Below are 23,616 nucleotides of genomic sequence, written 5' to 3' on the forward strand. Positions count from 1 at the left end.
GGACAGGGTCAGGACCACCAGGGCGCGCCGGGGGTCGGCCCGGACAGCGGTCCCGATCAGGAGCCGGACGGCTGCGAGGCTCTTACGCACGGCTGCTTCCTTCCCGTACGACCTGCTCCATGAAGGGCTGCGACTGCACGCGGAACATCCGTGCGTACCGGCCGCCCGCGGCCACCAGTTCGTCGTGCGTGCCGTACTCGCCGATCCGGCCGTCCTCGACGACGGCGATGCGGTCCGCGAGGCGTACGGTGGCGAACCGGTGCGAGACGAGGACGGTGGTCAGCCCGGCGGTGATGTCCAGGAAGCGGGCGTACAGCTCGTGTTCCGCCTGGACGTCGAGGTGGGCGGTGGGTTCGTCGAGGACGAGCACCCGGGCCCCGTGCCGGACCGCGTACAGCGCGCGGCTCAGCGCCAACCGCTGCCACTGCCCGCCGGACAGTTCGGTGCCGTCGGTGTAGGCACCGCTGAGCAGCGTCTCCCAGCCGCCCGGCAGTTCGGCCTCCACGCCGAGGAAGCCGCCGAGCCGGGTGGCCTCGGTGAGCGCCTCGTCGTCGGCGTCCGCCTCGATATGGCCGAAGCCGACGTTGTCGCGTACGGAGAACGGGTAGCGGACGAAGTCCTGGAAGACCACGGCGAGTTGACGGCGCCAGGACTCGGGGTCGTGGGCGCGCAGGTCCTGGCCGTCGACGGTGATGCGGCCGCTGTCGGGCAGATAGAGCCCGGCGAGGAGTTTGGTGAGGGTGCTCTTGCCCGCGCCGTTGTCGCCGACGATCGCCAGCGAGGAGCCGGCCGGGAGGACCAGGTCGAGGCCGTCGAGGACCCGGCCGCGGCCGCCGGGGTAGCCGAAGCCGACCTGCTCGAAGCGGATCTCCCGCCGCGGCAGCCCGGCCGCGCCGAGCCGTCCCGCCTCCCCGGCCGTCTCCAGCGCACCGACCGCCAGCGCGGCCGGGACCGCGGCGCTCGCCGTGTGCAGCATCCACTGGAGGTCCCCGCTGAAGCCGAGCGCGAACAGACCGAGCAACGCCTGAAGAGCGACGGTCAGTTGCTCCACCGACCGGTCGCCGTGGGTGGCCTGGTGGACCAGCGGGAGCACCACCGCGAGGTGCGCGGCGAGCAGCAGCAGGATCGCCAGGGCGTGGCGGTGCGGGCTGACCCTGGCCCGGCGCATCTGCACCATGCCGTCCCACCAGGCCGTGGTGAACCGCTCGACCAGCCAGGAGCGCAGGCCGAACAGGCGCACCTCCTTGGCGGCGGGCGCCGTGGTGGCGACTTCGCGCAGATAGGCGGCGCGGCGCAGCTGCGCGGTCTCGCCCGCGTGCGCGGAGACCGACCGCCCGATCTCCTTCTCCTGCCAGCGCCCGGTGACCACCCAGGCGGAGCCCAGGACGACCGGCATCCACCACTGCCCGGCCCAGCCGAGCAGCACGGCCGACACCAGTCCGGTCAGCCGCAGCGGTACCAGCCCGGCGAGCGCGGTGACCGCCTGCCCCGGGGGGTGCGCGCCGAGGCCGACGGCCCGGGCGCGCTCGATGCGGTCGGCCACCTCCGCGTCGTCCAAGTGGCCGATCCGGGCCGGGCGCAGGGCGCCGTCGACCGTGGTCTGGGCCGTCGCGCCGTCGAGCGCGGTACCGAGGCGCCAGGCGAGCATCGTACGGATCGGGTCGAGCACGACGTCGAGGAAGAGCACCACGCCCAGCAGCACGAGCCCGACCGTCACCCCGTGCATCGACTTGGAGGTCTCCGTCAGCGCGGCCACGAGGCGCCCGGTGGCCAGCGGCAGCAGCGCACTGCCCGCGGCCTGCGCCACGACGAGCACGGCGAGCGCGCAGGTCGGTCCTTTGGCGATCCGCGGCAACTGCCGGACCAGGAGCAGGACATCACCGACGGCCCGGCCACTGCTCTTCTTGCTCTCGTTCTTGCCTCTGTCGGCCTTCATGACCGGTTCACCCTCCGCCGGACGGGCTTCGCCGGCCCTCCCGGCCGACGGGTGCGGTGGCCGCTCCGGGACGGAAGCGGCCACCGCCTTCGCGTTAGCGACCGGTACCGACGGTCGGGGGCGGATACATCATGAGGCTCACCTCCTCCGTGCTCTGGGTCACAGGAGAGGAAGCTAGCCGCTGGACCGGGGCGAGCAGATCCGTATTCGACTACGTAACTCGAAGCCTCCGCTACGCAGTTGGGGGCGCGCGGGTTGCGTACGTATCCGGCGTGCGTACGTACGCGCCCGCGCGCATTGCGTACTTCGCCACGGACGACCGGCGGGCCGGGCGTTCGTAGCGTGCGGATCCGGCGACGTGTGTCGCCCCCGCGGCCTGGAGGTACGCCCATGGACACCGTCGAGAACCCCAACGCCATCATCTGGGACGTCACGTTCGCCTGCCCGCTGCGCTGCTACCACTGCTATACGGAGTCGGGGCGGCGCCCGGCGAAGAACCTCAGCCACGACGAGATGATGCGGGTCGCGGACGCGATCCTCTCGCTGGAGCCGCAGCAGATCACCCTGTGCGGAGGTGAGCCGCTGACCATCAAGCGGATCGTGGACGTCGCCCGGCACTTCGCGGACGCCGGGCTGGTGGTCTTCGTCTACACCAGCGGCTGGGCGGTGCCGACGGCGACGGTCGAGGCGCTGGCCGGGACGGTGTCCAAGATCGTGGTGAGCCTCGACGGAGCGACGGCCGCGACCCACGACCGGATACGGGGGCGCGCGCGTTCCTTCGAGCGGGCGACCGGCGCACTGGCCCGGATCGACGCGGAGGTGGGGCGCAGGCTCGCGGCGGGACTCCCGGCCCCGCGCTTCGGCATCGACTACGTGGTGATCCGCAGCAACTTCGACGAGATGGAGCGGATGTGCGCGGAAGTGGCGCCCCGCTTCCCGCATCTGGAGACCCTGTACTTCGGGGCGGTGGTGCCCACCGGGCTCGCCAGCCGCCCGTCCTTCGTCGAGCACGAGCTGCTGCGGGACGAGCAGGTGGCCGAGCTGATCGCGCCCGAGACCCGGCGCCGGCTCCAGGCGGCCGCACCCGCGTCGGTCGCCGTGGAGACCACCGAGAACTTCGAGGTCCAGATGAACCCGGACTTCCTCGCACGCACCCCGAGCTTCCGCCCCATGGAGATCGAGCCGGACGGCGAGGTGCGCGCCATGCCGATCTACGAGGGCACGGTGGGCAGCCTCCTCACCGAGGACCCGCTGGTCCTGTGGCGGCGGTCCCGGGCGCGCTGGGACGACCCGTACGTGGTCGACTGCCTCAACGCCATCCGCACGCGCGCCGACTGGGCGGAGGCGGTGCGCCGCATCGACCTGCGGTTCGGCTCGCCCGAGGTGCGCGAGCGCATCGGGGCCCGCCCGGTCCATGTGCCGGTGGCCGGCCGGCACGGGTGAGCGCGGCCGGTCGCTTCGGTGGTCAGCGGAAGGCGTCGGCGTGGTCGTCCGCCCAGATACGGAACGAGCGCGCGGGCTTCCCGGTGATCTCCTCCACGGTGCCGGTGACCAGGTCCGACCGCGACCGCTTCGCGGCGCTCGCGAGCAGGGCCTCCACCAGGGCGGGCGGGCGGCCGTCCGCGAGCATCCGCTCCCGGGCGACCTCCACGGGCACCTCCTCGAACCGCAGCGGGCGTCCGATCGCCTCGCCGATCGCCCGTACCTGCTCGGCCCTGCTCACGACCTCCGGGCCGGTCAGGATGTGCTTCACCGCCACCTGCCGGGGATCGGCCAGCACCCGTACCGCCACCGCCGCGACATCGCGCTCGTGGACCACGGCGGTGGGCGCGATGTCGGGGCCGCGCACCACGCCGGTGTCCCGGATCTGCGCGGCCCAGCCGAGCGTGTTGGAGGCGATCGTGTTCGACCGCAGGACGGCCCATTCCAGCCCCGACCCTTCGATCAAGGCCTCCATGTCGGCGTGCAGTTGGTTGATGGGATCGCTCTGCCGGTCGGCGTCCTCGCGTACGCCCGACGACGAGAGATAGACGACCCGGCGCGCCTGCCGCCCGATCGCCTCCAGCACGGCGGGCGCGCCCTCCGTGGTGAGGAACGGCCAGATCAGGAACACCGTGTCGATCTCCGCCAGCGCCGCTTCCAGCGACTCCGGCCGCGCCAGGTCCCCCGTCGCGACCTCGGCGCCGTTCAGTGCCCCGGCCGGTTGCGGCCGACGCGTCAACGCCCGTACGCCGATGCCCTCGGCCGCGAGCTGCGCGGCCACCTGGCTGCCGACGTTGCCGGTCGCGCCGGTCACCAGAATCCTGTTCATGATCAGCTCAACGGGCAGCCGCACGGGATATTCCGCGGCCACCGCCCTCTCGGGCACGGGTGTTGGTCCCGGCGGTCGTCACCGAGGTCGCGATCGGCCGCCGGGACCTGTGAGCGCCTGTTTTCGTAGTGCGCCCGGGAAACGGACGGTGTCAGACGACCGTGAAGCCGTGGCGGGCGCCGAGCCGGGTGAGCGAGTCGCGGCCGGGGATCCCGTCCGCGTCCGGACCCGAATAGCCGCACCGCCGCTGCCAGGCGGCGTACGCCGTCTTCGTCTTGGTGCCGAAGGAGCCGTCCACCCAGGTGGCGCTGAGCAGCCCCTCGTCCCGCAGGGCGCGCTCCACGACCAGGACCTCCGCCTTGTACGTGGTACCGCCCTGCGGGAGGCCGGGGTCGCGCCTGGCCGCGGCGACCACATGGGCCAGCGAGACCTTCGCCTTCGGCGGAGCCCCGGTGAACTCGGGCCAGGAGCCCGGGTCCTGATGGGTGTTCTCCGGCACCTGCTGGTGTCCGTACCAGCCGCCCTGGGTCTCCCACACGTGCTCGTTGCGGTGCGAGGTGAAGTCGACCGGCCGTCCCATGGGCCAGGTGTCGGGCACGCCCCAGGAGCGCACCCAGGCGTTCAGCGCCGCCCAGCCGGCGCAGGGGGTGTCGACGAGTCGGGCGTAGACCTTGCCGCCGACCCGGCAGTACGGGAAGAAGTGCGACTCGATCTGGATGACGACCGCGCCCGCTCTGTTGGTGCGGGTGCCGCCGGATAAGTCGACCAGCGACTTGGAGCGCGAGTTCGCCGGGAAGAACTGGGTGAACGCGCCGGTGAAGGGCGACCAGAGCACATGGGGGGCGGACTTCTTGCCGTCGGGGTTGCGGCCGAACCAGTCCTGCAGGTTCCCGTACGGCACCTGGTCCTGCGGATGGGCGGCGGTGGCGTTCTTGTCCCAGGTGATGTGGGCGATCGCCTTGGCGGGGTAGGTGCTGTCGGTGGGGGCGTGGTCGCCCACGTCGATGCGTTGTGCGCCGGGCAGCCAGAGGTCGGGCATCGGTGCCTCCAGAGCGGAGCCCCGGTCGTGCGGGGCCCGTGGGGGGAATGGGTGGGGGGCCGGCTGATGACGTCGAAGCCGAAGGCCCCCCACGGGCGCGTCCCGCCGAGGTGTTCCATGACTCTCCGTCGACCAGCCGGGGGTCGAGGCGGAGTTGGCCTGTCATGAACAGTGTTGCGCGCAACGACCCCGCCGAAACGATTCGACGGGTCTCCTTGACAAGGGCATTACCGGCGGCCCCGTCCGCATCGCGAGGCCGGGCCGCAGGCCTGTCCGCTGGGCCGCAGGCCGGAGTTGCCGTAGCCGGACTCCGGCCCGCGGTCGATGTCGCTCAGCGGCGGTCGGTGAAGAACACCGAGCGGAGCTTGAGGCGGTCGGTGGCGGGCTTGCCGTGGGGCCGGAGGGTCCAGGAGTCACCGGTGCAGTCGGGCTCGGTGAAGACCATCACGTATTCGTCGGTGTTGTTGTGCGGGGCGAAGGCGGGCTCGGAGGCATCCGGGTCCGCGACCTCCGCGAGCGTCACACACCCGGGTGACTGCGGATCGTGCAGCGTGACCGACTGCGGCTCCCCGTTCAGGCCGACGTACTTGTACGAGAAGTCGCCGGTCGCGGCATTGGCCGTGCCCGACACGGTGAGCAGGAGCGCGAAGGAGCCGGCCGTGATGGCGGCGGCAGCGGTGCGTAGACGCATGGAGACAACCCTTTCGAAGAGCAACCGACGCGCACCTCACGCGCGTCAAGATCACTCTAATGGTCACTCTCCGCGATAAATCGATTCTTCACTGCCAGGAGATCTACCGGAAAGCGTGGTTTATCCCTTCACGCTCTGCACACTCCGTAGGCCTCGCGCATCCGGCCACGAGCGGCGGCGCAGCTGGGCCCAGGTGTGCAGCGGGCCGCGCCACTCCTCCGTCGACACGGGCAGTTCGGCGCCGTTCACGACGAGGGGCATCAGCCGCAGGAACTGCAGATAGGCGCGGGCGGCCGCCTCCTCACCCAGCGCGGTGCCGGTGGCGCCCTCCGCGACGGGGAAGCGCTCCACCTCGACGATCGGCCCCGCGTCCACCCGCTCGACCATGTGGTGGCAGGTCACCCCGAAGGTGTCCGCCGACCGCGCCAGCGCCACCTCGTACATCCCCACGCCCCGGATGTCGGGCGGCCCGGGACGGAAGTTGAGGGCGCCACGGCGGGCGCGCTTGAGATCCTGGCCGGACAGGACGTAGTCGGCCTGGAAGCCGATTATCCAGTCGCCCTCCCAGCCGTCGAGCGGGTCCTGAGCGACGGGGTCGCCGTGCTCCCACAGCAGGTGCGAGACGGTCGCACCGCTCATCCGGGCGAACCGCCCGACCAGTTCGCCCCACGCCGACCTGTCCGTGACCAGCAGCAACGACGGGTCGCCCCGTCGCGCGCGATGAAGTCCCACGCGTCCCCCTCGCTCGGGCCCGCCTCCCCGGCATGAGCCAGGGTGCTGACGGGGTGGCGGGACGTCAAGAGCGCTCGGGAGCGGGCGCCCGGCGGACGCGCCCCCGCCTCCCCGCGACTTCGGCAACTCCTGTCCCACCGGCCCCACTCGTCGCTGTGCGCACGATCCGGCAAGGGGCGCGCACGGATCGTCAAGGACATCTCTAGTCGGCCCTCGTTGAATGAGGCACAAGCCGACCAGGAGGGGGCAGGCAGTTGAACACCCCATCGCACGCAGACCACGGATCCGCCCACGCGGACACCTTCGTACGGGACCACCTACCACCCGTGCCGCTCCAGCCCGACCTGCTCCTCGGCATGCCCTCGTTGCGTTTCCCCGCGCGACTGAACTGCGGGTGGGAACTCCTGGAGGGGGGCGGTTCGTTGGACCGAGCACAGCGGACCGCCGTGCTGTCCCCGCACGGCGTGCGCTGGACGTATGAACAGCTCACCGCGGTCGTGGCGCGCGTCGTGCACGTCCTGACCGAGGACATGGGCCTGGTGCCGGGCAACCGGGTGCTGCTGCGCGGTGCCAACACACCGATGCTGGCGGCGATCTGGCTCGCGGTGGTGCGGGCGGGCGGGGTGGTCGTGGCCACGGCGCCCACGCTGCGGGCCGAGGAGCTCGCGTGGGTGATCGACAAGGCCCGGGTGAGCCACGCCCTGTGCGAGTCCGGCCTGCGGTCCGAGCTGGAGTCGACCGGGCGCGTGCCCCGGACGATGTTCTTCCGCGGCGGGGCGGGCGCCGAGGGCGGTCTGGAGCGGGCCATGGCGGACAAGCCCGACTGGTCGCTCCCCGTCGACACGGCCGCGACCGACCCCTGTCTGATCGCGTTCACCTCCGGCACGGCGGGAATGCCCAAGGCCACGGTGCACTCGCACCGCGATGTGATGGCCGCCTGCAACTCCTTCCCCCGGCACGTCCTGCGGGCCACCGGCGACGACCGCTTCATCGGCACCCCCTCACTCGCGGACACCTACGGGCTTGGCGGACTACTCCTCTTCCCCCTGCACATCGGCGCCTCGACGGTGCTGCTCGACACCTCTTCCCCCCGTCAACTCGCCCGCGCCATCGGCGAGTTCCGCGCCACCGTCTGCTTCAGCGGCCCCGCCCGCTACCAGGCGATCTGCGCCGACCCCACCCCGTACGACCTGGCCTCACTGCGCGAGTGCGTCTCGTCCGGGGAGGCGCTGCCGACCGAGACGCGCCGCAGATGGAAGCAGCGGACCGGCAACAGCGTGATCGACGGGCTCAGCTCCGCCGAGCTGCTCCACATCTTCGTCGCGATGCGCGGCGAGGAGGCCTGGTCCCGTCCCGGCGCGATCGGACGGGCCGTCCCCGGCTACCTCACCGCGATCGTCGACGAAACCGGGCGCCCCCTCCCGTACGGCCAGGTCGGCGCGCTCGCCGTCAAGGGACCCACGGGCTGCCGCTATCTCGACGACGAGCGCCAGCAGGACACCGTGCGCAACGGCTGGACCTTCACGGGCGACGCCTGCTGGGCGGACGAATACGGCTTCCTCTACCACCACTCCCGCACGGACGGCCCGGTCAGCGGTTCCGGGCTGCCTCACGGTAGTCACGCGGGCTGATCCCGTACGCCGTGCGGAAGGCGCGGCTGAAGTGGGACGGCTCGATGAAACCCCAGCGGGCGCCGATCGCGTACACCGGACGGCGGCGCAGGGCCGGGTCCGCCAGGTCCCGGCGGCAGCACTCCAGCCGCCGGGCCCGGATCCACGCGGCGACCGTGGTGCCGCGCGAGTCGAAGATCTGGTGGAGGTGGCGCAGGGATATCCGGTGGGCGGCGGCGATGGTCGCCGGCGAGAGGGAGGGGTCGCTCAGATGCCGGTTGATGAAGTCGCAGACCTCCACGCGCAGCGCGTGCTTGCGGGACTCCGGCGTCATCTCGTCCTCGACGGCCATACGGCGCCCGAGCACGGCGGCGAGCAGGTCCACCGTCACCGAGGCCAGGGCCGGGATGTCGCCGGGCGCGCACTCGTCGGCGCGGGCGTCGAGGTCGGCGAGCCAGCGCCCGAACACCCCGCCCATCCCGCGGTCCGCCGCGAGCGGGGTCGCGGTGAGCCGCTGGACCACCTCCTGGGGCAGCGGCAGCCGGTTGCGGGGCAGTTGCACCACCGTCATCGACGAGAGCTCGCCGTCGAACCCGCCCTCGAAGGGGTGGCTGCTGTCCACCAGGACCAGCTCTCCGGCGCGCACGGCGGCCATCCGCCCGTTCTGCGCGGCGTGACCGCTGCCCGCCATGAGGACGTTGACCTGGTAGACCTCGGGGTCGTCCTGCCGTATCAGCTTGGGCGTGCGGATGATCTCCACGCTCGGGTACGTCAGCGTCGACACCCGCACATCGCCCAGGTCCAGGACCCGTAACCGGGCCTGGAAGTCCTCGGACCACTCGCTGCGCAACCAGTTGCGCACATGGGACTGGGCTGCCAGCTCCGTCCACAGCGCGAACCGCTCGGCCGCCGGCACCACGGCAGTGGTGAACTCGCTCCTCAGACCCATCCCACACCCCCCGTTGTGCCAGATGCCCGGTGCGGCGCGAGCATGGCACACGCGTTCGCTTTACGTCGAGCACTCGATCAGCCATCCACCGCCGCTTACCTGCCGTCTTCCGCCTTCCGCCCGGAACCGGAGCTCGGCACGAATGGCGCGCGGACCGCCGCGCCGACCGCCGCGTCGGCCACCCCATCTCGGCCCGGGCCGAATTCCGTTGCCCCGTCGCCGACCCATGAGGAAGGCTTCGCGCCATGTCAGAGAACTCCGCCGACGCCACCTCCCCGGCAACTCCCGCGCCATCACCACGCTCTTCTCCCACGGCCGGCTGACGGCGATCCCCCGCAAGGCGGCCCGCCGCGAGCAGTTGCTCGTCCACCTCAAGGAGACCCTCTTCGAGCCCGGACGGCAGTACACCGAGCGCGAGGTCAACGAGGCGCTGCTCACGGTCCACGACGACTACCCGGCGCTGCGCCGCTACCTGATCACCGCGGGCCTGCTGACCCGCACCCGGGACGGCGCCAGCTACCAACGGGCGGCGTAACCGCCCGGCGGCCGCCCCGGACCTCGGCGCTCAGGGGTTCTCGAACCTCACCTCCGGGTTCCCGGCCGTCGGCCCCGCGAGCACCGGCTGCGGTATCCCCCGCAGGTGCTCGTCGAAGAACGCGGCCACATACGTACGCGTGATGTCGATCGCCCGCCGCGCGGGCAGCGGCGGCTGTGGCAGCCCGAAGTGCTCCTCGATGGCGGGGCTGTCGGAGAAGGTGAAGTGCTCCGACCCCGCCACCGTCAGCCAGCGCTTCCAGCCGCCGAGCGTCGGCCACGTTTGGTCCCAGGTCTTGTCGGCGCCACCGGGCCGGTGCTCGTCCGTGCCGAGCATCATGAACGGGCGCCCGCCGAGCCCTGCCGAGGGCAGGGTGTCCCAGAACGCCCCGTCCATGTTGATCCCGGCCCCGACCCGCCGGTCCGCCAGCATCGTGGCGGCCGCGCTCGCGCCGCCTATGGAGTGCCCGGCCATGCCGATGCGCCGCTTGTCGATCATGTCGGCGTACCGCCATATCGGATGGCGGCCGGTGAGCCGGTCCAGGACGAAGGAGACGTCCTTGGCGCGCGTCGCGGTGACGACGCTTCCCGACACGCCGCCGTCGCCCACCGCGTCGCAGGCCAGACAGGTCAGGGTGCGGCCGCCGGGGACGGAGATGCCGAACGACTCGTACGCGTGGTCCAGCGAGGCGACCACATAACCCCTGCTGGCGAGGTCCTCGGCGAGGTTGGTCAGGGTGTAGCGGGACACGCTGAAGCCGGGCGAGAGCACGACCAGGGGGTGACTCCCCCGCGCGGGACGCGCGTCGGGACGGCTGTGGGTGCCCGTGGCGCTCAACTGCGCCGCCGGGACGGCCGCTTCGATGCCGAGCCCCTTCACCAGGAGGCCCGTCTCCTCGGTGGTGGCGTACGGCGCCGTGCGTCCCGGAGCGGGCCGCGCCGCCGGATAGTGCAGCGTGAGCATCAGCTCGCGGGCGCCCGCACCGGCCTTCCACGGGTCCGCACGCGACCGGTCGACCAGGTGGAAGACGGAGCTGCCCACCCCGTACTCACCTGTGGGGCGCGGCAGTTGCAGGGGAGTGGCGGCGACGTCGGCCGGCGTCGCCGCTGCGGATAACGCCGATGGCTGGGGCGCCGCGGAAGCGGTACTCGCGGCTACCACAGGCAGCGCGAGAGCGAAGGAGAGCGCGACGGCCGTGACCGCCCGGGTGCGTCCGATCATGCTCTCGACGGTAGAGCGCGGGGCCGGGCGGCCGCGTCGTTCTCGGGTCGCTATTCGCGGGCCGCCGCGTCCACCCCAGGGCTGCCCGCGTCTCCACCCAGAGGTGGGCTCACGTGATCACTCCGCCTCCGGGACCGGTTGCGGCGGACCGCAGGACGACGGAAGGTGTGTCGGGTGCCCCCGGAGACCGGATCCCCTCGGGCCCGGCCCGGAGACGGCCTCCGATACCGTGAGCGGCACCATACGCAGCGTAGCCACTACACTGCGTAACGACCCCCCACCAAAGCGGCTGGGTGCGGGGTGCCCGTTTTGCGGCAAAATGGGTGACGCAGGAAGCCGCCAAGCGATAGCGATCGGCATCAGCGATGGACAGGACAACCACGGTCCCGGATTCCCGGGCCTCGTCGAGTGCGGCGGTGCTCGGGGCACCATGCTGGGTGAGCCTCATGGCGCGCGAGCTGGAGCCCGCGCTCGACTTCTACGGGGCCGTCTTCGGCTGGACGTTCCGCAGCGGGCGGCTCGGCGAACAGTTCCGGGTGGCGCTGGACGACGGCGAGCCCGTGGCCGGGATAGGAGCGCTGGCGCCCGCCCTCCAGGTGGCCGTGGCCTGGACGCCGTACTTCGCGGTCGAGGACGCCGACGAGACCGCCGCGCGCATCCGCGAGCGGAGCGCCACGGTCGCCGTGGGCCCGGTCGCCTTCCAGACGGGGCGCGGCGCGCTCGCCGCCGACCGGGACGGCGCGGTCTTCGGCATCTGGCAGGGCAAGCTCGTCGACGACTGGGAGTCCTGGCGCGACCGCGAGCCGGCCTGGCTGCGGCTGCGCACCCGCAACGCCTTCGAAGCGGCGATCTTCTACGGCGAGGTCCTCGACTGGGCGGCCGAGCGGCCGGGCTGCTGCGACGTCCGGTACGAGGCCGAGGAGGTCGTCCTGCGGCACGGCGGCCACATCGTGGCGCGCCTCGGCTCCGGCGCCCTGGAAGCGGCACCGGACCCCACCATCCGGCCGCACTGGGAGGTCCACTTCGTCACCACGGACGTCCCCGCCAAGACGGCCACCGCCCGCGCCCACGGCGGCATGGTCATCGCCCAGGGCACGGCCGCCAACGGCCCCTGGGCGACGATCCGCGACCCCGACGGCGCCACGTTCACCATCGACACGCGCGCGGTGATTCAACAGAAGCGGTGACCGGGCGGCCGGAGCCGGGCTCGCGGGTTCGCTCGTCACGACCGGCTCCGCCGGCAGGATTCGGACGCCCCGGTGCAGCGGCGTAATGCCTGCTCACACGCGTCGATCACTCACCTAATTGCCTAGTGAAGAAAGTGATAGCTTGGCGCGATGGCACTGCGCAACGCCGTTCTCGCCGCGCTCCTGGAGGGCGAGGCCTCCGGGTACGACCTGGCCAAGGGATTCGACGCGTCCGTCGCCAACTTCTGGATGGCGACCCCGCAGCAGCTCTACCGCGAGCTGGAGCGGATGGAGTCCGAGGGGCTGGTCGAGGCGCGGCTCGTGCATCAGGAACGCAGGCCCAACAAGCGCATGTTCTCCCTCACCGACGCCGGTCACGCGGCCCTGCACGCCTTCACCGCCGAGCCTCCCCGCCCCAGCGCCATCCGCGACGAGCTCCTGGTCAAGGTGCAGGCCGTGGACGCGGGCGACACCGAAGCCGTACGGGGTGCGGTCGCGGAGCGGCTGGAGTGGGCCCGGGCCAAGCTGGCCCGCTACGAGCGGCTGCGGGACCGGCTGCTCGACGGGCGTACCGAGGACGAGTATCTGGCCCGCACCGAACGCGTCGGTCCCTATCTGACCCTGATGAGGGGCCTCGCGTTCGAGGAGGAGAACATCCGCTGGGCGCGACGGACGCTCGCGGTCCTGGACCAGCGCGCGCCCGTGGCCAAGTGACCTCGATCTGACAGCGGTTGGGGGGACGGGCGGATGTCCGGCCCTCACCCCGCCACCCGGAGAGGCCGTACGACGTGGGCGTATGCTCGAACCATGACATCCGTGTGATGGTCTCGACGTAACAGCGGGCCACGGGATCGGGAGGCGGCGGAATGCGGATCGGAGAGCTGTCGGAGCGCACCGGCACGCCGCGAAGGCTGCTGCGGTACTACGAGGAGCAGGAGCTGATCGCCGCCGAGCGCACGCCGAACGGCTATCGCGAGTACGCCGAGTCCGACGTGGACCGGGTGATGCAGATCAGAGGGCTGCTCGACGCGGGCCTCCCCACCAGGATCATCAAGCAGATCCTGCCGTGCCTGGACAAGCCGCGGGTCATCCACTTCTCCGACGCGACACCGGAGATGATCAGCACCCTTGAGCTCCAGCGCGACCGCATGACCGCCCGCATCCAGTGCCTGACCCGCAACAGGGACGCGGTCGCCGAGTACCTCGACGCGGTACGCCCCAAGACCGGCACACCCGAGGCCGAGCCCGCTCAGGGCACCCGGTAGCCCGGCACCGAGGGCCAGCGGACGGTCAGGACGACGGACTCCTCCTCCGCGTGCCAGGAGTGGTCCACCCCCTTGCCCCACACGACGTAGTCGCCCTGCTCCGCCAACGTCACGGTGCGGCCCGGAAGTTCCACCCGGAAGCGGCCGCTGATCAGGACGAGCAGCGCGGTGCGCTCCTCGCCGGTCACCCACCGCGCCCGCTCGTCCCCACGGGGGTGGACGCCCCACTTGATCTCCACGGCTTCGCTGTGCCGTGGATCCCCGGCGTCCTTGAAGTGGCCGAGCAGCCATCCCCGGTCGAGCGCGGCGTCCTTGCCCGCGTTGCCCACGTACACCTCGTCGTTCATGGTGTCGAACCCTAGCCAACCGCGTCAGATCGTCGTGCGGCCGCCGTCCAGTGGCAGGAACGTGCCCGTGACCTTCCTCGACAGGTCGCTGGCCAGGACCACGACCGCGTCGGCCACGTCCTCCACGGCGATCGCCTCGGGCAGCGGCGTGCCGGCGGCGACGTGGGCGATCAGGGCCGCCTGGTGCGGGCCCGCGTTGGCGTCGGTGGGGACGAAGCCGGGGGCGACCGTGTTCACGCGGATGTTGTCGGGTGCCAACTCCCGTGCCAGCGCCCGGCCGACCGCGTCCTGGGCGCTCTTGGCCGCCGTGATCTCGACGGGTACGGGATAGGGGTTGTGCGTGGCGGAGGCGCCGATCAGGACGATCGAGCCGCCGCCGCGGCGCCGCATCGCGGGGACGACGGCGTGGCAGCAGGCGAGCGTCGCGTCCAGTTGGGAGGCGACCGCGTCCCGGACCGAGGCGATGCCCTGCGGAGTGTCGATGAAGCTGCCGGCCGCCCCCGCCCTGGCGGCGACGGCTTCGGTGCCGACCATGACGTTGCAGACCAGGACGTCCGGCGCGCCGAGGGCGGCCGTGCTCTCCGCGACCACGGCCCGCACCTGTTCCAGATCGCTCATATCGCCCGCCACCGCCACGGCCCGGCCGCCGGACTTCTCGATGTCGGCGACCACGCCCGCGGCGGCCTCCGCGCTGCGCAGGTAGTTCACGGCCACGGCCGCCCCGTGCGCCCCCAGCGCACGCGCCACGGCGGCGCCGATCCCCCGGCTCGCGCCCGTGACCAGAGCCACCCGACCGTCCAGTAACGCCGACGACATGCCCACTCCCCTTCGTCACCCTTCGTACGCCAGGCCGCTGGCAGTCCGGCGTCACACTCGCCACTCGAATGACACTTTTGTGTACTTTCAGATCGATCCGAGAGGTCTTCCCTGATAGGTCTGGAATGATCCACCACGGCTGTCCGGCAGCCCGCCCCTCCCCCGTCACGGGACCGGGCGCCGTCTACCTCCTCAGGATGTTCCGCCCATGGCCGTCTTGTGCCGACCTGCCGTCGCCGTGCCCGAGCACGTGATCACCTCGGAGCAGACTCTCGACCTGGTACGCAGCGTTCACGCCGACCATCCCCAGCTCGCGCTCGCGCTACGCCTGATCGAGAACACCGGCGTGGCCAAACGGCACATCGTCCAGCCCCTTGAGGACACCCTGCGCCACCCCGGCTTCGAGGTGCGGAACAAGCTGTACGAGGCGGAGGCCAAGGCACGGGTGCCGCAGGTGGTGCGGCAGGCGCTGGAGACCGCCGAACTGTCGCCGCGTGATATCGATCTGATCGTCTATGTGTCGTGCACGGGGTTCATGATGCCGTCCCTGACGGCCTGGTTGATCAACAGCATGGGTTTTCGGCCAGAGACCCGCCAGATCCCGATCGCCCAGCTCGGCTGCGCGGCGGGCGGCAGCGCGATCAACCGCGCGCACGACTTCTGCACCGCCTATCCCGGGGCCAACGTACTGATCGTGGCCTGCGAGTTCTGCTCGTTGAGCTATCAGCCGACCGACTTGGGCGTCGGCACCCTGCTGTCCAACGGCCTGTTCGGCGACGCCGTGGCCGCCGCCGTCGTCCGGGGCTCCGGCGGCACCGGGATCCGGCTGGAGCGCAACGGCTCGTACCTCGTACCGCAGACCGAGGACTGGATCGCGTACGCGGTGCGCGAGACCGGATTCCACTTCCTGCTCGACAAGCGGGTCCCGGGCACGATGGAGGCGCTGGCCCCCGTCCTCAGCGGCCTTGCCGACCAACACGGCTGGAACGCATCCACCCTGGACTTCTACATCGTCCACGCGGGCGGCCCGCGCATCCTGGACGACCTCTGCAAGTACCTCGGAGTGCCGCCCGAGGCGTTCCGGTTCAGCCGCGCCACGCTCACCGAGTACGGGAACATCGCCAGCGCCGTCGTCCTCGACGCGCTCGGGCGACTGTTCGACGAGGGCGGGGTGGAGCACCAGGCCAAGGGCCTGATCGCCGGGTTCGGCCCGGGCATCACCGCCGAGGTGGCGCTCGGGCACTGGACAGTCCCGGCCGCACCGAAGAAGACGGCCGCACCGGCGAAGGCCGCCGCGCCCGAGGAAGCAGTACCGAAGGCGGTCGCCGTGCCGGACGCGGCCGCCTGCCCCCGTACCCCCCAGACAGGAGGCGAGAACGCCATGGCCGAACCGCAGATCCACTTCTGGGCGCCGCCGGACCTGCCCGGCCTCGCCTTCGACCCGCTGCTCGCGCGGCTGCTGCACGAGGAGCCGGTCGCCCGGGTGAAGCTGCCCAACGGCGAGGGCCACGCCTGGCTGGCGACCCGCTACGACGACGTGCGGTTCGTCTCCGTCGACCCGCGCTTCAGCCGTCAGGCCGTGATGGGACGCCAGGTCACCAGGCTCGCCCCGCACTTCATCCCGATGGACGGGGCCGTCGGCTTCGCGGACCCGCCGGACCACACCCGGATGCGGCGCGTGGTCGCCAGCGCCTTCACCGCCCGGTCGATGCGCCGCCTCCACGAGCACGCCCAGCGGGTGGTGGACCGCCTCCTCGACCGGATGGAGAGCCGGGGCGGGCCGCTCGACCTCATGGCCCACCTCAACCGGCCCTTCCCCCTCGCCATGGTGTGCGCGCTGATGGGGGTGCCGGACGAGGACCAGTCCAGGATGGCCCACTGGTCGGACACCATCATCTCCGCCGCGCGCGGCCGCGAGGCCAGCGAGCAGGCGAAGGCGGAGATGGCCGCGTACTTCCGCGACCTCATCGAGCGGCGCCGGGCCGAGCCCGAGGAGGACCTGGCGGGCGTGCTGGCGGCCGCCCTGGAGAACGAGGTGCTCGACCAGGACGAGGCCGTCGGGCTCGCCGTGCTCATCCAGATCGGCGGCGCGCACGCGGTGCGCAACAACAGCGCGAACATGGTGTACGCGCTGCTCACCCGGCCCGGCCACCTCGCCCGGCTGCGCGCCGAGCCGGAGCTCGTCCCGCAGGCCGTGGAGGAGCTGCTGCGCTACATCCCGCACCGCAACGCCGTGGGCCTGTCGCGGATCGCCCTGGAGGACGTCGAGGTGGGCGGGGTGCTGATCCCGGCGGGCGACCCGGTCTACGTCTCGTATCTGACGGCCAACCGCGACCCGGAGGTCTTCGCCGACCCGGAGCAGCTCGACTTCGACCGGACGCACAACCCGCACGTCGCCTTCGGGCACGGCCCGCACTACTGCCCCGGCGCCACGCTGGCCCGGATGGAGTCCGAGATCCTGCTGCGCTCGCTGTGGGACCGCTTCCCCGACCTGAAGCTCGCCGTGCCGGACGAGGAGCTGGTGTGGGAGCGCGGCGCGCTGATCCGGGGACCCAAGGAGCTGCCGGTGCGATGGTGACGATCCGTCAGAACCCTTACTGACAGGACCTGTTCCCCGTCGAGAGAGGAGAGAGCCGTGGACGACCCCGATCCGTACACCCGCCCGACCGACGGTCTGGTGATCCCGCCCGGTGGCGGCCGGACGTTGAAGACCGCCGCCCAGCAGGTGACCTTCAAGGTCACCGGCGCGCACTCGACCGTCGCGTCCACCTTCGAGGTGGTGGTGCCGCCCGGCTTCGACGTCGGCGCGCACGCCCACAGCCGCAGCGAGGAGCTGTTCTACCTCCTGGAGGGCGAGCTGGACGTGATGGCCTTCGAGCCGAAGGTGCGCACCCTCGACGACTGGAGGGAGTGGGAGTCGCCCTCCGGGCAGCGCCACATCCGCGCGACGCCGGGGACGATGATCCTGGTGCCGCCCGGCTGCCCGCACGCCTTCGCCAACCCGACCGGCCGCCCCGCGCGGATGCTGTTCCAGGCCGCCCCTCCGCCGGACCACGAGCGGTACTTCGAGGAGCTGCTGGAACTGCTCAACAGCGGGGACGGCATCGACCCGGCGGCCGTGCGGGAGCTGCGGGTGCGGTACGACATCGAGCAGCTCACCCCCCTGCGGCACGCGCCTCCCGTACCGGCGGCGGTGGACGCGGGAGCCGTGTCATGAGCGAGGACGTACGCGTCGACGAGCTGCGCCGGCGCACCTCCGGCGAGGCCACCGAGCACTTCTGGCCGGTGGAGCACCTGGACGCGCTGGAGTTCGACCCGCTGCTGCACCGGCTGCTGCGCGAGGAGCCGGTCGCACTGGTGCGGATGCGGTTCGGGGACGGCCACGCCTGGCTGGTCACGCGGTACCAGGACATCAAGGAGGTCACCTCGGACCCGCGGTTCAGCCGGGCGCTGACCGTCGACCGGCCGGTGACCAGCATGACCCCGCACGTCGTGGCCCCCGCCGGAGGCATCGGCCGCACCGACCCGCCCGACCACACGCGCCTTCGGCGCCTCCTCGCGCAGACCTTCAACCGCAAGCGGGTCGCGCTGCTCAAGGTGGAGGCGGAGGCGATCGCGGTGCGGCTGGTCGGGGAGATGCTGGCGCAGGGGCCGCCCGCCGACCTCACGGAGTACGTGACCGGGCCGATGCCGGAGCAGGTGATCGGGAAGCTGCTCGGGGTGCCGGAGTCCGACGTCGGCCGGCTCCAGGCCTGGCGGGGCGTCATCCTCTCCAGCGACCACTCCCTGGAGGAGAGCAACGCGGTCAAGGCCGAGATCGCCGGGTACTTCAGGGCGCTCGCGGACCACCGGCTCACCGACCCGGGCGACGACCTGTTCAGCGAGCTGTCCCTGGCGCAGGCCGAGGGCGCGCTCAGCCGCCCCGAGCTGATCTCGCTGGCCGTGATGATCGTCCTCAACGCCCTGGACCAGGTCCGCCAGCAGTGCTCCACGATGGTCTACACGCTGCTCACGCACCCCGACCAGCTGGCGCGGCTGCGGGCGGAACCGGAGCTGCTGCCCACCGCCATCGAGGAGTTGCTGCGGTTCATCCCGCAGCGCAACGGCGTGGGGCTGCCTCGGATCGCCACCGAGGACGTCGAGGTGGGCGATGTGCTCATCCGCGCCGGGGAGGCCGTGTACGTCTCCTATCTGGCCGCCAACCGCGACCCGGAGGTCTTCACCGAGCCGGACCGCTTCGACCTGACCCGCGACGAGTCCCCCAACCTCGCCTTCGGGCACGGCGCGCACTACTGCCTCGGAGCCGCGCTGACCCGGATGCAGGCGGAGGTGATCCTCTCCACGCTGCTGCGCATGGCCCCGGACCTGCGGCTCGCGATCGCGCCGGAGGAGGTGCGCTGGCGCCGGGGCTCGATCAACCGGGGGCCGGAGACCCTGCCGCTTGCCTGGTGAGGTCCGGGGGCGGGATCGTACGGGGATGACGTCGCCGCGGCACGACTTCCTCGCTCTGGCGGGCTCGGTCCCGGACCTGCTGCGCGAACCGGCGGTCGCCGCCGCGTGGCCGGGGCCGAGCGCGCTCGCGGAGTTCACCGTGGCCGGTCTGGCGGGCCATCTCGCCTACCAGGTCCTGTCGATCCCGCCCGCGCTGGCCGAACCCGTACCGGCCGAGCCCACGGTCTCGCTGCTCGGGCACTACGAGCGGGTGGAGTGGATCGGGGCGGGCCTCGACGACGAGATCAGCGTACGGATCCGGCGGGGCGGTGAGAGTGTGGCCGCCGACGGGGCCGGGGCGCTGGCGGACCGGGTGGCCGCGGCCGTCGGTGAACTCAACGGCACGCTGGGCTCGGTGGAGAACCGGCCGGTCCGCATCCCGCTGTGGGGGCCGTGGTCGCTGCTGCTCGACGACTTCCTGACCACCCGGATGATGGAGATCGCGGTGCACGGCGACGACTTGGCGGTGAGCGCGGGCATCGCCCCGCCGGAGCTCGCGCCGGGCGCGGTCGAGACCGTCGTCGATCTGCTCTCGCGGCTGGCCGTGCGCCGCCACGGCCCGACGGCGGTGCTCCGGGCACTGAGCCGTGCGGAGCGGGCGCCCCGCGCGATCGCGGCGTTCTGAAGGACAGGCGTCGGGTGCTGGACGCGCGGGGACGACGTCGACTCGGGCGGGCACCACACCAACGGGGTCCCGCACGGACTTCTTCACCGTCGCGGTCCCCCTTCGTCCCGGTTTGGTGACCGCGCCCCCCATGCCCGGGGTGTAGCGGTACGGTCACTGTGCGTACCAGACCTCCGGGGGGAATCCATGCGCAAGTCCCTGCTCGCCGCCGCCACCGCGACCGCCGTCGCCTGCCTCGCCCTGACGGCCTGTCAGAGCGACAACGACTCCGGCGCCGAGTCGCCGACCACCCAGGCGCCCACGCCCCCGCCCACCGACGCGCCCGGCAACGCCGGTACCGACCCCTCGCCCCGCGCGGTCGCCCAGGCGCTGGGCGAGCCGTCGCGGACGGTGGGCGCCAACACCGTGGGCATCCTGGAGATCACGCCGACGACCGTCGTGTACCTCAAGGACGCGGGCGGGCAGACCTCGAAGTACGGCACGTTCGCCGTCGTGGCCATGGACGAGAAGTCGCTCAGCGCCAACCCGGCCGCCGAGACCTCGGTCGCCAAGGGCGGCGGCTGGTACTGGATCACGCCGAACGGCACATTGATCGCGGAGGGCATGGGCAACGCGGCGCGGGTCGCGCTCGGCAAGTACCAGCACTCCGGCGCCATCGACCCCGATACGCACCAGCTGCGCGCCAAGGTCTTCGACCTCACCGCCGCCCAGGCCAAGGGCGGCAAGCTGATCTACACCGACGGAACGGACTCCTCCGACCGGTGGAGCCTGCCCGCCAAGGACACCGGCCCCCAAGTCGCGGACGTCAGGGCCGAGTTGAATCACTGAGTGTCTGACAGGGCGTTCGTTCGACGGATACCTTGTGCGGGCGGATCCGCAGGGACTGTCCGGGACGGGGTGCGATGGCGATACGTGGGGCACGCGGTCGTGCCTGGCTGATCGGGGGCGGGCGCGGTGGGCGCACTCCTGCTCTGGGCGCCGGGCGGAGCGCTGTCGTGGTCCGGCGGAGTGGCGGCCGCGGCCGCCGCCGCCTATCTGAGCCAGGACCTGCCCCGGCAGTTCAGCGACCGGCTGGCGCGGCGCAGGGCCCAGCAGGACCTGGGCACCACGGTCCCGGTCCTCGTCTCGACGCGCGTCAGGAACCAGGACTACGTGGTGCTCGACGAGGGCGCCCGGGTCGTCGAGGTTCCGGCCAGCGGCCACACGGTCCGGCTGGTCGCCACCGGGGCCGGGCCGTTGCCCGTGGTGCTGACGGACCTGCGCGTCGAGGTGGTCGCGCGGGCGGACCGCTCCGGCGACCTCTCCCGGCACGCGGCGGAGGTCCCGGTGCGGCGGTTCGAGGTGCTGCTCGACGCCCAGCCGCCGCGCGTACGCCCCCTCGCCGCCAGCGACTTCCCGTACCAAGTGGGCCAAGACGAGGTGGAGGTGCTGGACCTGGAGGTCAGGACCGAGGCCGGTGACGTCCAGTGGGTGCTGTGGCTGGACTGGTCCTGCGCGGGCCGGACCGGGAGCGTCCGCGTCGACCTCGACGGACACCCGTTCCGCACCGCCGCCCGCCACGCCCGCCCGGCCGTCTGATGGCGACGGCACCCGCACTGCGCGCCGCGGCCCTCACCACCCTTGTCCCGCTCGTGCTGGGCGGCGCGGTGCTGCTCGCGGGCGGCACCCGCGCCTGGCCCGCGTGGGCGGCCGTCGTCGCGGTGGCCGCCGTGTCGGGCGCGCTGACCCTGCGGCGGACCGCGCCACCCCCGCGCCCCTCCCCGGCCGTCCGGCCCGCACCCGACGGGGGCGGCGCGGCGGTGTACGCGATGCAGCGGCCCGTTCGGGCGGTGCCCGCGAACGGCCTCCCCGACGACGTGCCGTACACGGTGAAGGTGACGACGCGCACCCATCTCGCCGTGATGGGGCCGCCCGGCTCCGGCCCGGGCGGCGAAGCCGTCCACATCCCGCTCACCGGCCACAACCTGGTGTTCGCGCTGACCGCCGACGAAGCGTCGGACGTCACCCTCGTACGCCTGGAGGCCAGGGCGACCCGGCACGCCCCGCTCGTGGCGGACGGCATCAGCATGGCCCACCGCCGGATGCCGGACATGGTGTTCAGCCCCGATCTGCTGGAGTCGATCCAGCGCTCGGTGGAGGCGTTCGAGCCGCTGGAGCGCCCGGACTTCGAGGTGCGGCTCGACGACGGCCCGCCAGCCGTGGCCCCCGTCGACGACGACACGCCGTCGCTCCCGCTGACCGTGTCCGGCGGCGCGAGCCTGCGGCTCGTCCTCGCCCCGGTCACCGGGTCCGGATACTGGGTGCACTGGCGACTGGAGGCCGAGATCGTGTGCGGCGGCCTTACGTACAGCCCGAGTTGGGACCTGTCCGTCACCGCCACCAGCGGTACGGCTGCCCACCATCCGGGCGGCGGCCGTACCAGCACGCCCGTGCACGAGCTCTTCCCCGACCACTGGGATCCGGCCGCACCGGACGGCCACGCCGGGCAGGACGGCGGGACGCGGCGCTTCTTCGAGATCGCGGCCCATATCTCGTCCGACGGCGCGAGCATCATGAGCGGCCGCCCGCGCTCCGCCCCGGAGCCGGAGCCCCGCGCGGGCCTGCGCCACCGGGAGGCGGGCGACCGGCACCTGGCGGCGGGCCGGACGCGCGAGGCGGCGGACGCCTACCGGGCGGCGGCCGGGGCGGGCAGCGGCCACGGCGCCTTCGCGCTCGGCAAGTTGCTGCACGAGCAGGGCGACCTCGCGGGCGCGGAGCGGTGGTACGAGGTCGCGGCCGGGCACCGGTTCCCGGCGGCCTTCAACAACCTGGGCGTGGCGGCGCTCCAGCGCGGCGACACGGACCGGGCCGAGCGGTGGTACCGGCAGGCCATGGACGAGGGCGACTGGACGGCGGTCGACGGGCTCGGCGCGATCATGGCCGGACGGGGCGACGACGCCCAGGCCGAGACGCTGTGGAAGCTCGCCGCCGACAACGGGCAGCCCAACGCGGCCCAGAACCTCGCGGTCCTGCTCAACCGGCAGGGGCGCACCGCCGAGGCCGAGGCGCTGTGGGTCCGCGCGGCCGAGGCGGGCAACGCGGGGGCCGCCGTCCACCTCGGCTTCCTGCGGCACGAGGCCGGCGACCTCAAGGAAGCCGAGCGCTGGTGGCGCGAGTCCGCCGAGCGGGGCAACAGCCAGGGCGCCTACTACTTCGGCGTGCTCCTGGCCCGGAGCGGCCGCACCGACGAGGCCGAGCACTGGTGGCGGCAGGCCGCCGGGCGGCTCGGCGACCCGGAGAACTTCACCGGCTCCCACATACCCACGAAGAGCGGCTTCGGCTACGCACTCGTCCGGGCCGCCGACTCGGGCGAGGCGCTCTGCGCGTACCACCTGGCCGGCCTCCTGGACGAGAAGGGCGACCGGGCCGGGGCCGAGCGCTGGTGGACCGCCGCCGCACGGGCCGGTCACATCGAGGCGGTGCTGCGGATCGCGCAGGTGGCGATGAACGACCACGACGACCTCGACGGCTGTCTGTACTGGCTGCGGATCGCCGTGGCGGACGAGCGGACCCCGGTGGACCGGCTGGCCACGGCGGCCGACGCGCTGCACCGCCTCGCGGGCGGGCTGTACGACGGGTCGCGCCCCGACAACCCGGACGCGCTCGCGGCCTGCGTGCTGGCGGTCGAGGCGTACGAGCGGCTGCACGGCCAGGACGCGACGGCGTACGAGCAGCCGTACGCCCAGGTACTGGGCTCGTACGCCCGGCTCAGCCGAGAGGCGGGAGACGTCGCGGCGGCCGCCGCGGCCGACCGGCGGCGCGCCGCGCTCGGATCGCGGCCCCACTGACGCGGCCGCTCAATCCAACAGTCGGCTCAATTCA

Annotated in this window: 22 protein-coding genes and 1 pseudogene; 14 read left to right on the top strand and 9 right to left on the bottom strand. The window is 72.6% G+C overall.

Annotated features, from left to right (window positions below; translation table 11 throughout):
- Window positions 1-82: 82 nt before the first annotated feature.
- Window positions 83-1,936 carry an ABC transporter ATP-binding protein gene (locus BX283_RS06760; protein WP_101386739.1) on the bottom strand — a complete coding sequence of 618 codons (1,854 nt, stop codon included), beginning with the start codon at window positions 1,934-1,936 and terminating at the stop codon, window positions 83-85.
- Window positions 1,937-2,326: 390 nt separating this feature from the next.
- Here BX283_RS06760 and BX283_RS06765 point away from each other — a divergent pair, with 390 nt between their 5' ends.
- Window positions 2,327-3,379 carry a radical SAM protein gene (locus tag BX283_RS06765; protein WP_101386740.1) on the top strand — a complete coding sequence of 351 codons (1,053 nt, stop codon included), beginning with the start codon at window positions 2,327-2,329 and terminating at the stop codon, window positions 3,377-3,379.
- Between the two features lie 22 nt (window positions 3,380-3,401).
- Here BX283_RS06765 and BX283_RS06770 read toward each other — a convergent pair whose 3' ends face one another.
- The 4 genes from BX283_RS06770 to BX283_RS06785 all read right to left on the bottom strand — a co-directional run bounded on the left by BX283_RS06770 (window position 3,402) and on the right by BX283_RS06785 (window position 6,709).
- A complete protein-coding gene (locus BX283_RS06770; RefSeq protein ID WP_101392186.1) occupies window positions 3,402-4,247 on the bottom strand; it encodes an NAD(P)H-binding protein in 846 nt (281 codons plus the stop codon).
- 151 nt (window positions 4,248-4,398) lie between these two features.
- Complete coding sequence (locus tag BX283_RS06775) at window positions 4,399-5,286, bottom strand: peptidoglycan-binding protein (protein WP_101386741.1); 888 nt, start codon at window positions 5,284-5,286, stop codon at window positions 4,399-4,401.
- 331 nt (window positions 5,287-5,617) lie between these two features.
- The gene (locus BX283_RS06780; RefSeq protein WP_101386742.1) at window positions 5,618-5,977 is read right to left on the bottom strand and encodes a hypothetical protein; all 360 of its coding nucleotides are present in this window, start codon (window positions 5,975-5,977) and stop codon (window positions 5,618-5,620) included.
- 120 nt (window positions 5,978-6,097) lie between these two features.
- The gene (locus BX283_RS06785; protein WP_143676397.1) at window positions 6,098-6,709 is read right to left on the bottom strand and encodes a formyltransferase family protein; all 612 of its coding nucleotides are present in this window, start codon (window positions 6,707-6,709) and stop codon (window positions 6,098-6,100) included.
- Between the two features lie 254 nt (window positions 6,710-6,963).
- On the opposite strand from BX283_RS06785, the gene BX283_RS06790 reads away from it, so the two are divergent.
- Window positions 6,964-8,340, top strand: a complete 1,377-nt coding sequence (locus BX283_RS06790; protein ID WP_143676398.1) for an AMP-binding protein — start codon at window positions 6,964-6,966, stop codon at window positions 8,338-8,340.
- On the opposite strand, the gene BX283_RS06795 is transcribed toward BX283_RS06790, so the two are convergent.
- Window positions 8,300-9,268: a helix-turn-helix domain-containing protein gene (locus BX283_RS06795; protein ID WP_101386745.1), complete on the bottom strand. Its 969-nt coding sequence runs from the start codon at window positions 9,266-9,268 to the stop codon at window positions 8,300-8,302. The genes BX283_RS06790 and BX283_RS06795 overlap by 41 nt on opposite strands.
- A gap of 226 nt (window positions 9,269-9,494) precedes the next feature.
- On the opposite strand from BX283_RS06795, the gene BX283_RS06800 reads away from it, so the two are divergent.
- The gene (locus BX283_RS06800) at window positions 9,495-9,803 is read left to right on the top strand and encodes a DUF2087 domain-containing protein (protein WP_101386746.1); all 309 of its coding nucleotides are present in this window, start codon (window positions 9,495-9,497) and stop codon (window positions 9,801-9,803) included.
- Window positions 9,804-9,833: 30 nt separating this feature from the next.
- On the opposite strand, the gene BX283_RS06805 is transcribed toward BX283_RS06800, so the two are convergent.
- Complete coding sequence (locus BX283_RS06805) at window positions 9,834-11,024, bottom strand: alpha/beta hydrolase (RefSeq protein WP_101386747.1); 1,191 nt, start codon at window positions 11,022-11,024, stop codon at window positions 9,834-9,836.
- A 365-nt stretch (window positions 11,025-11,389) separates the two neighbouring features.
- On the opposite strand from BX283_RS06805, the gene BX283_RS06810 reads away from it, so the two are divergent.
- The 3 genes from BX283_RS06810 to BX283_RS06820 all read left to right on the top strand — a co-directional run bounded on the left by BX283_RS06810 (window position 11,390) and on the right by BX283_RS06820 (window position 13,476).
- The gene (locus tag BX283_RS06810) at window positions 11,390-12,211 is read left to right on the top strand and encodes a VOC family protein (protein ID WP_101386748.1); all 822 of its coding nucleotides are present in this window, start codon (window positions 11,390-11,392) and stop codon (window positions 12,209-12,211) included.
- Window positions 12,212-12,361: 150 nt separating this feature from the next.
- The gene (locus tag BX283_RS06815; protein WP_101386749.1) at window positions 12,362-12,925 is read left to right on the top strand and encodes a PadR family transcriptional regulator; all 564 of its coding nucleotides are present in this window, start codon (window positions 12,362-12,364) and stop codon (window positions 12,923-12,925) included.
- A 152-nt stretch (window positions 12,926-13,077) separates the two neighbouring features.
- On the top strand, window positions 13,078-13,476 hold the full coding sequence (locus BX283_RS06820; RefSeq protein ID WP_101386750.1) for a MerR family transcriptional regulator: 399 nt from the start codon (window positions 13,078-13,080) through the stop codon (window positions 13,474-13,476).
- Here BX283_RS06820 and BX283_RS06825 read toward each other — a convergent pair.
- Window positions 13,461-13,823 carry a signal peptidase I gene (locus BX283_RS06825; protein ID WP_101386751.1) on the bottom strand — a complete coding sequence of 121 codons (363 nt, stop codon included), beginning with the start codon at window positions 13,821-13,823 and terminating at the stop codon, window positions 13,461-13,463. The genes BX283_RS06820 and BX283_RS06825 overlap by 16 nt on opposite strands.
- Window positions 13,824-13,847: 24 nt before the next feature.
- Complete coding sequence (locus BX283_RS06830; protein ID WP_101386752.1) at window positions 13,848-14,639, bottom strand: SDR family NAD(P)-dependent oxidoreductase; 792 nt, start codon at window positions 14,637-14,639, stop codon at window positions 13,848-13,850.
- 208 nt (window positions 14,640-14,847) lie between these two features.
- Here BX283_RS06830 and BX283_RS06835 point away from each other — a divergent pair.
- From BX283_RS06835 to BX283_RS06870, 8 genes and pseudogenes are all read left to right on the top strand, one after another.
- Window positions 14,848-15,888: pseudogene (locus BX283_RS06835) on the top strand (type III polyketide synthase); the annotation flags it as partial.
- Between the two features lie 132 nt (window positions 15,889-16,020).
- Window positions 16,021-17,217, top strand: coding sequence for a cytochrome P450 (locus BX283_RS06840; RefSeq protein WP_101392187.1), 1,197 nt, complete (start codon window positions 16,021-16,023; stop codon window positions 17,215-17,217).
- Between the two features lie 57 nt (window positions 17,218-17,274).
- Window positions 17,275-17,856 carry a cupin domain-containing protein gene (locus BX283_RS06845; protein WP_101386753.1) on the top strand — a complete coding sequence of 194 codons (582 nt, stop codon included), beginning with the start codon at window positions 17,275-17,277 and terminating at the stop codon, window positions 17,854-17,856.
- Window positions 17,853-19,091, top strand: a complete 1,239-nt coding sequence (locus BX283_RS06850; protein ID WP_101386754.1) for a cytochrome P450 — start codon at window positions 17,853-17,855, stop codon at window positions 19,089-19,091. Before BX283_RS06845 ends, BX283_RS06850 begins: the two co-directional genes overlap by 4 nt.
- Window positions 19,092-19,116: 25 nt before the next feature.
- Window positions 19,117-19,755, top strand: a complete 639-nt coding sequence (locus BX283_RS06855; RefSeq protein WP_101386755.1) for a maleylpyruvate isomerase N-terminal domain-containing protein — start codon at window positions 19,117-19,119, stop codon at window positions 19,753-19,755.
- Window positions 19,756-19,941: 186 nt separating this feature from the next.
- Window positions 19,942-20,583, top strand: a complete 642-nt coding sequence (locus tag BX283_RS06860) for a hypothetical protein (protein WP_101386756.1) — start codon at window positions 19,942-19,944, stop codon at window positions 20,581-20,583.
- 126 nt (window positions 20,584-20,709) lie between these two features.
- Entirely contained in the window at window positions 20,710-21,333 is a 624-nt protein-coding gene (locus tag BX283_RS06865) for a hypothetical protein (protein ID WP_101386757.1), read from the top strand.
- The gene (locus BX283_RS06870; protein WP_101386758.1) at window positions 21,333-23,582 is read left to right on the top strand and encodes a tetratricopeptide repeat protein; all 2,250 of its coding nucleotides are present in this window, start codon (window positions 21,333-21,335) and stop codon (window positions 23,580-23,582) included. Before BX283_RS06865 ends, BX283_RS06870 begins: the two co-directional genes overlap by 1 nt.
- Window positions 23,583-23,616: the final 34 nt, after the last annotated feature.

The organism is Streptomyces sp. TLI_146 (assembly GCF_002846415.1).
Lineage (GTDB): Bacteria > Actinomycetota > Actinomycetes > Streptomycetales > Streptomycetaceae > Streptomyces.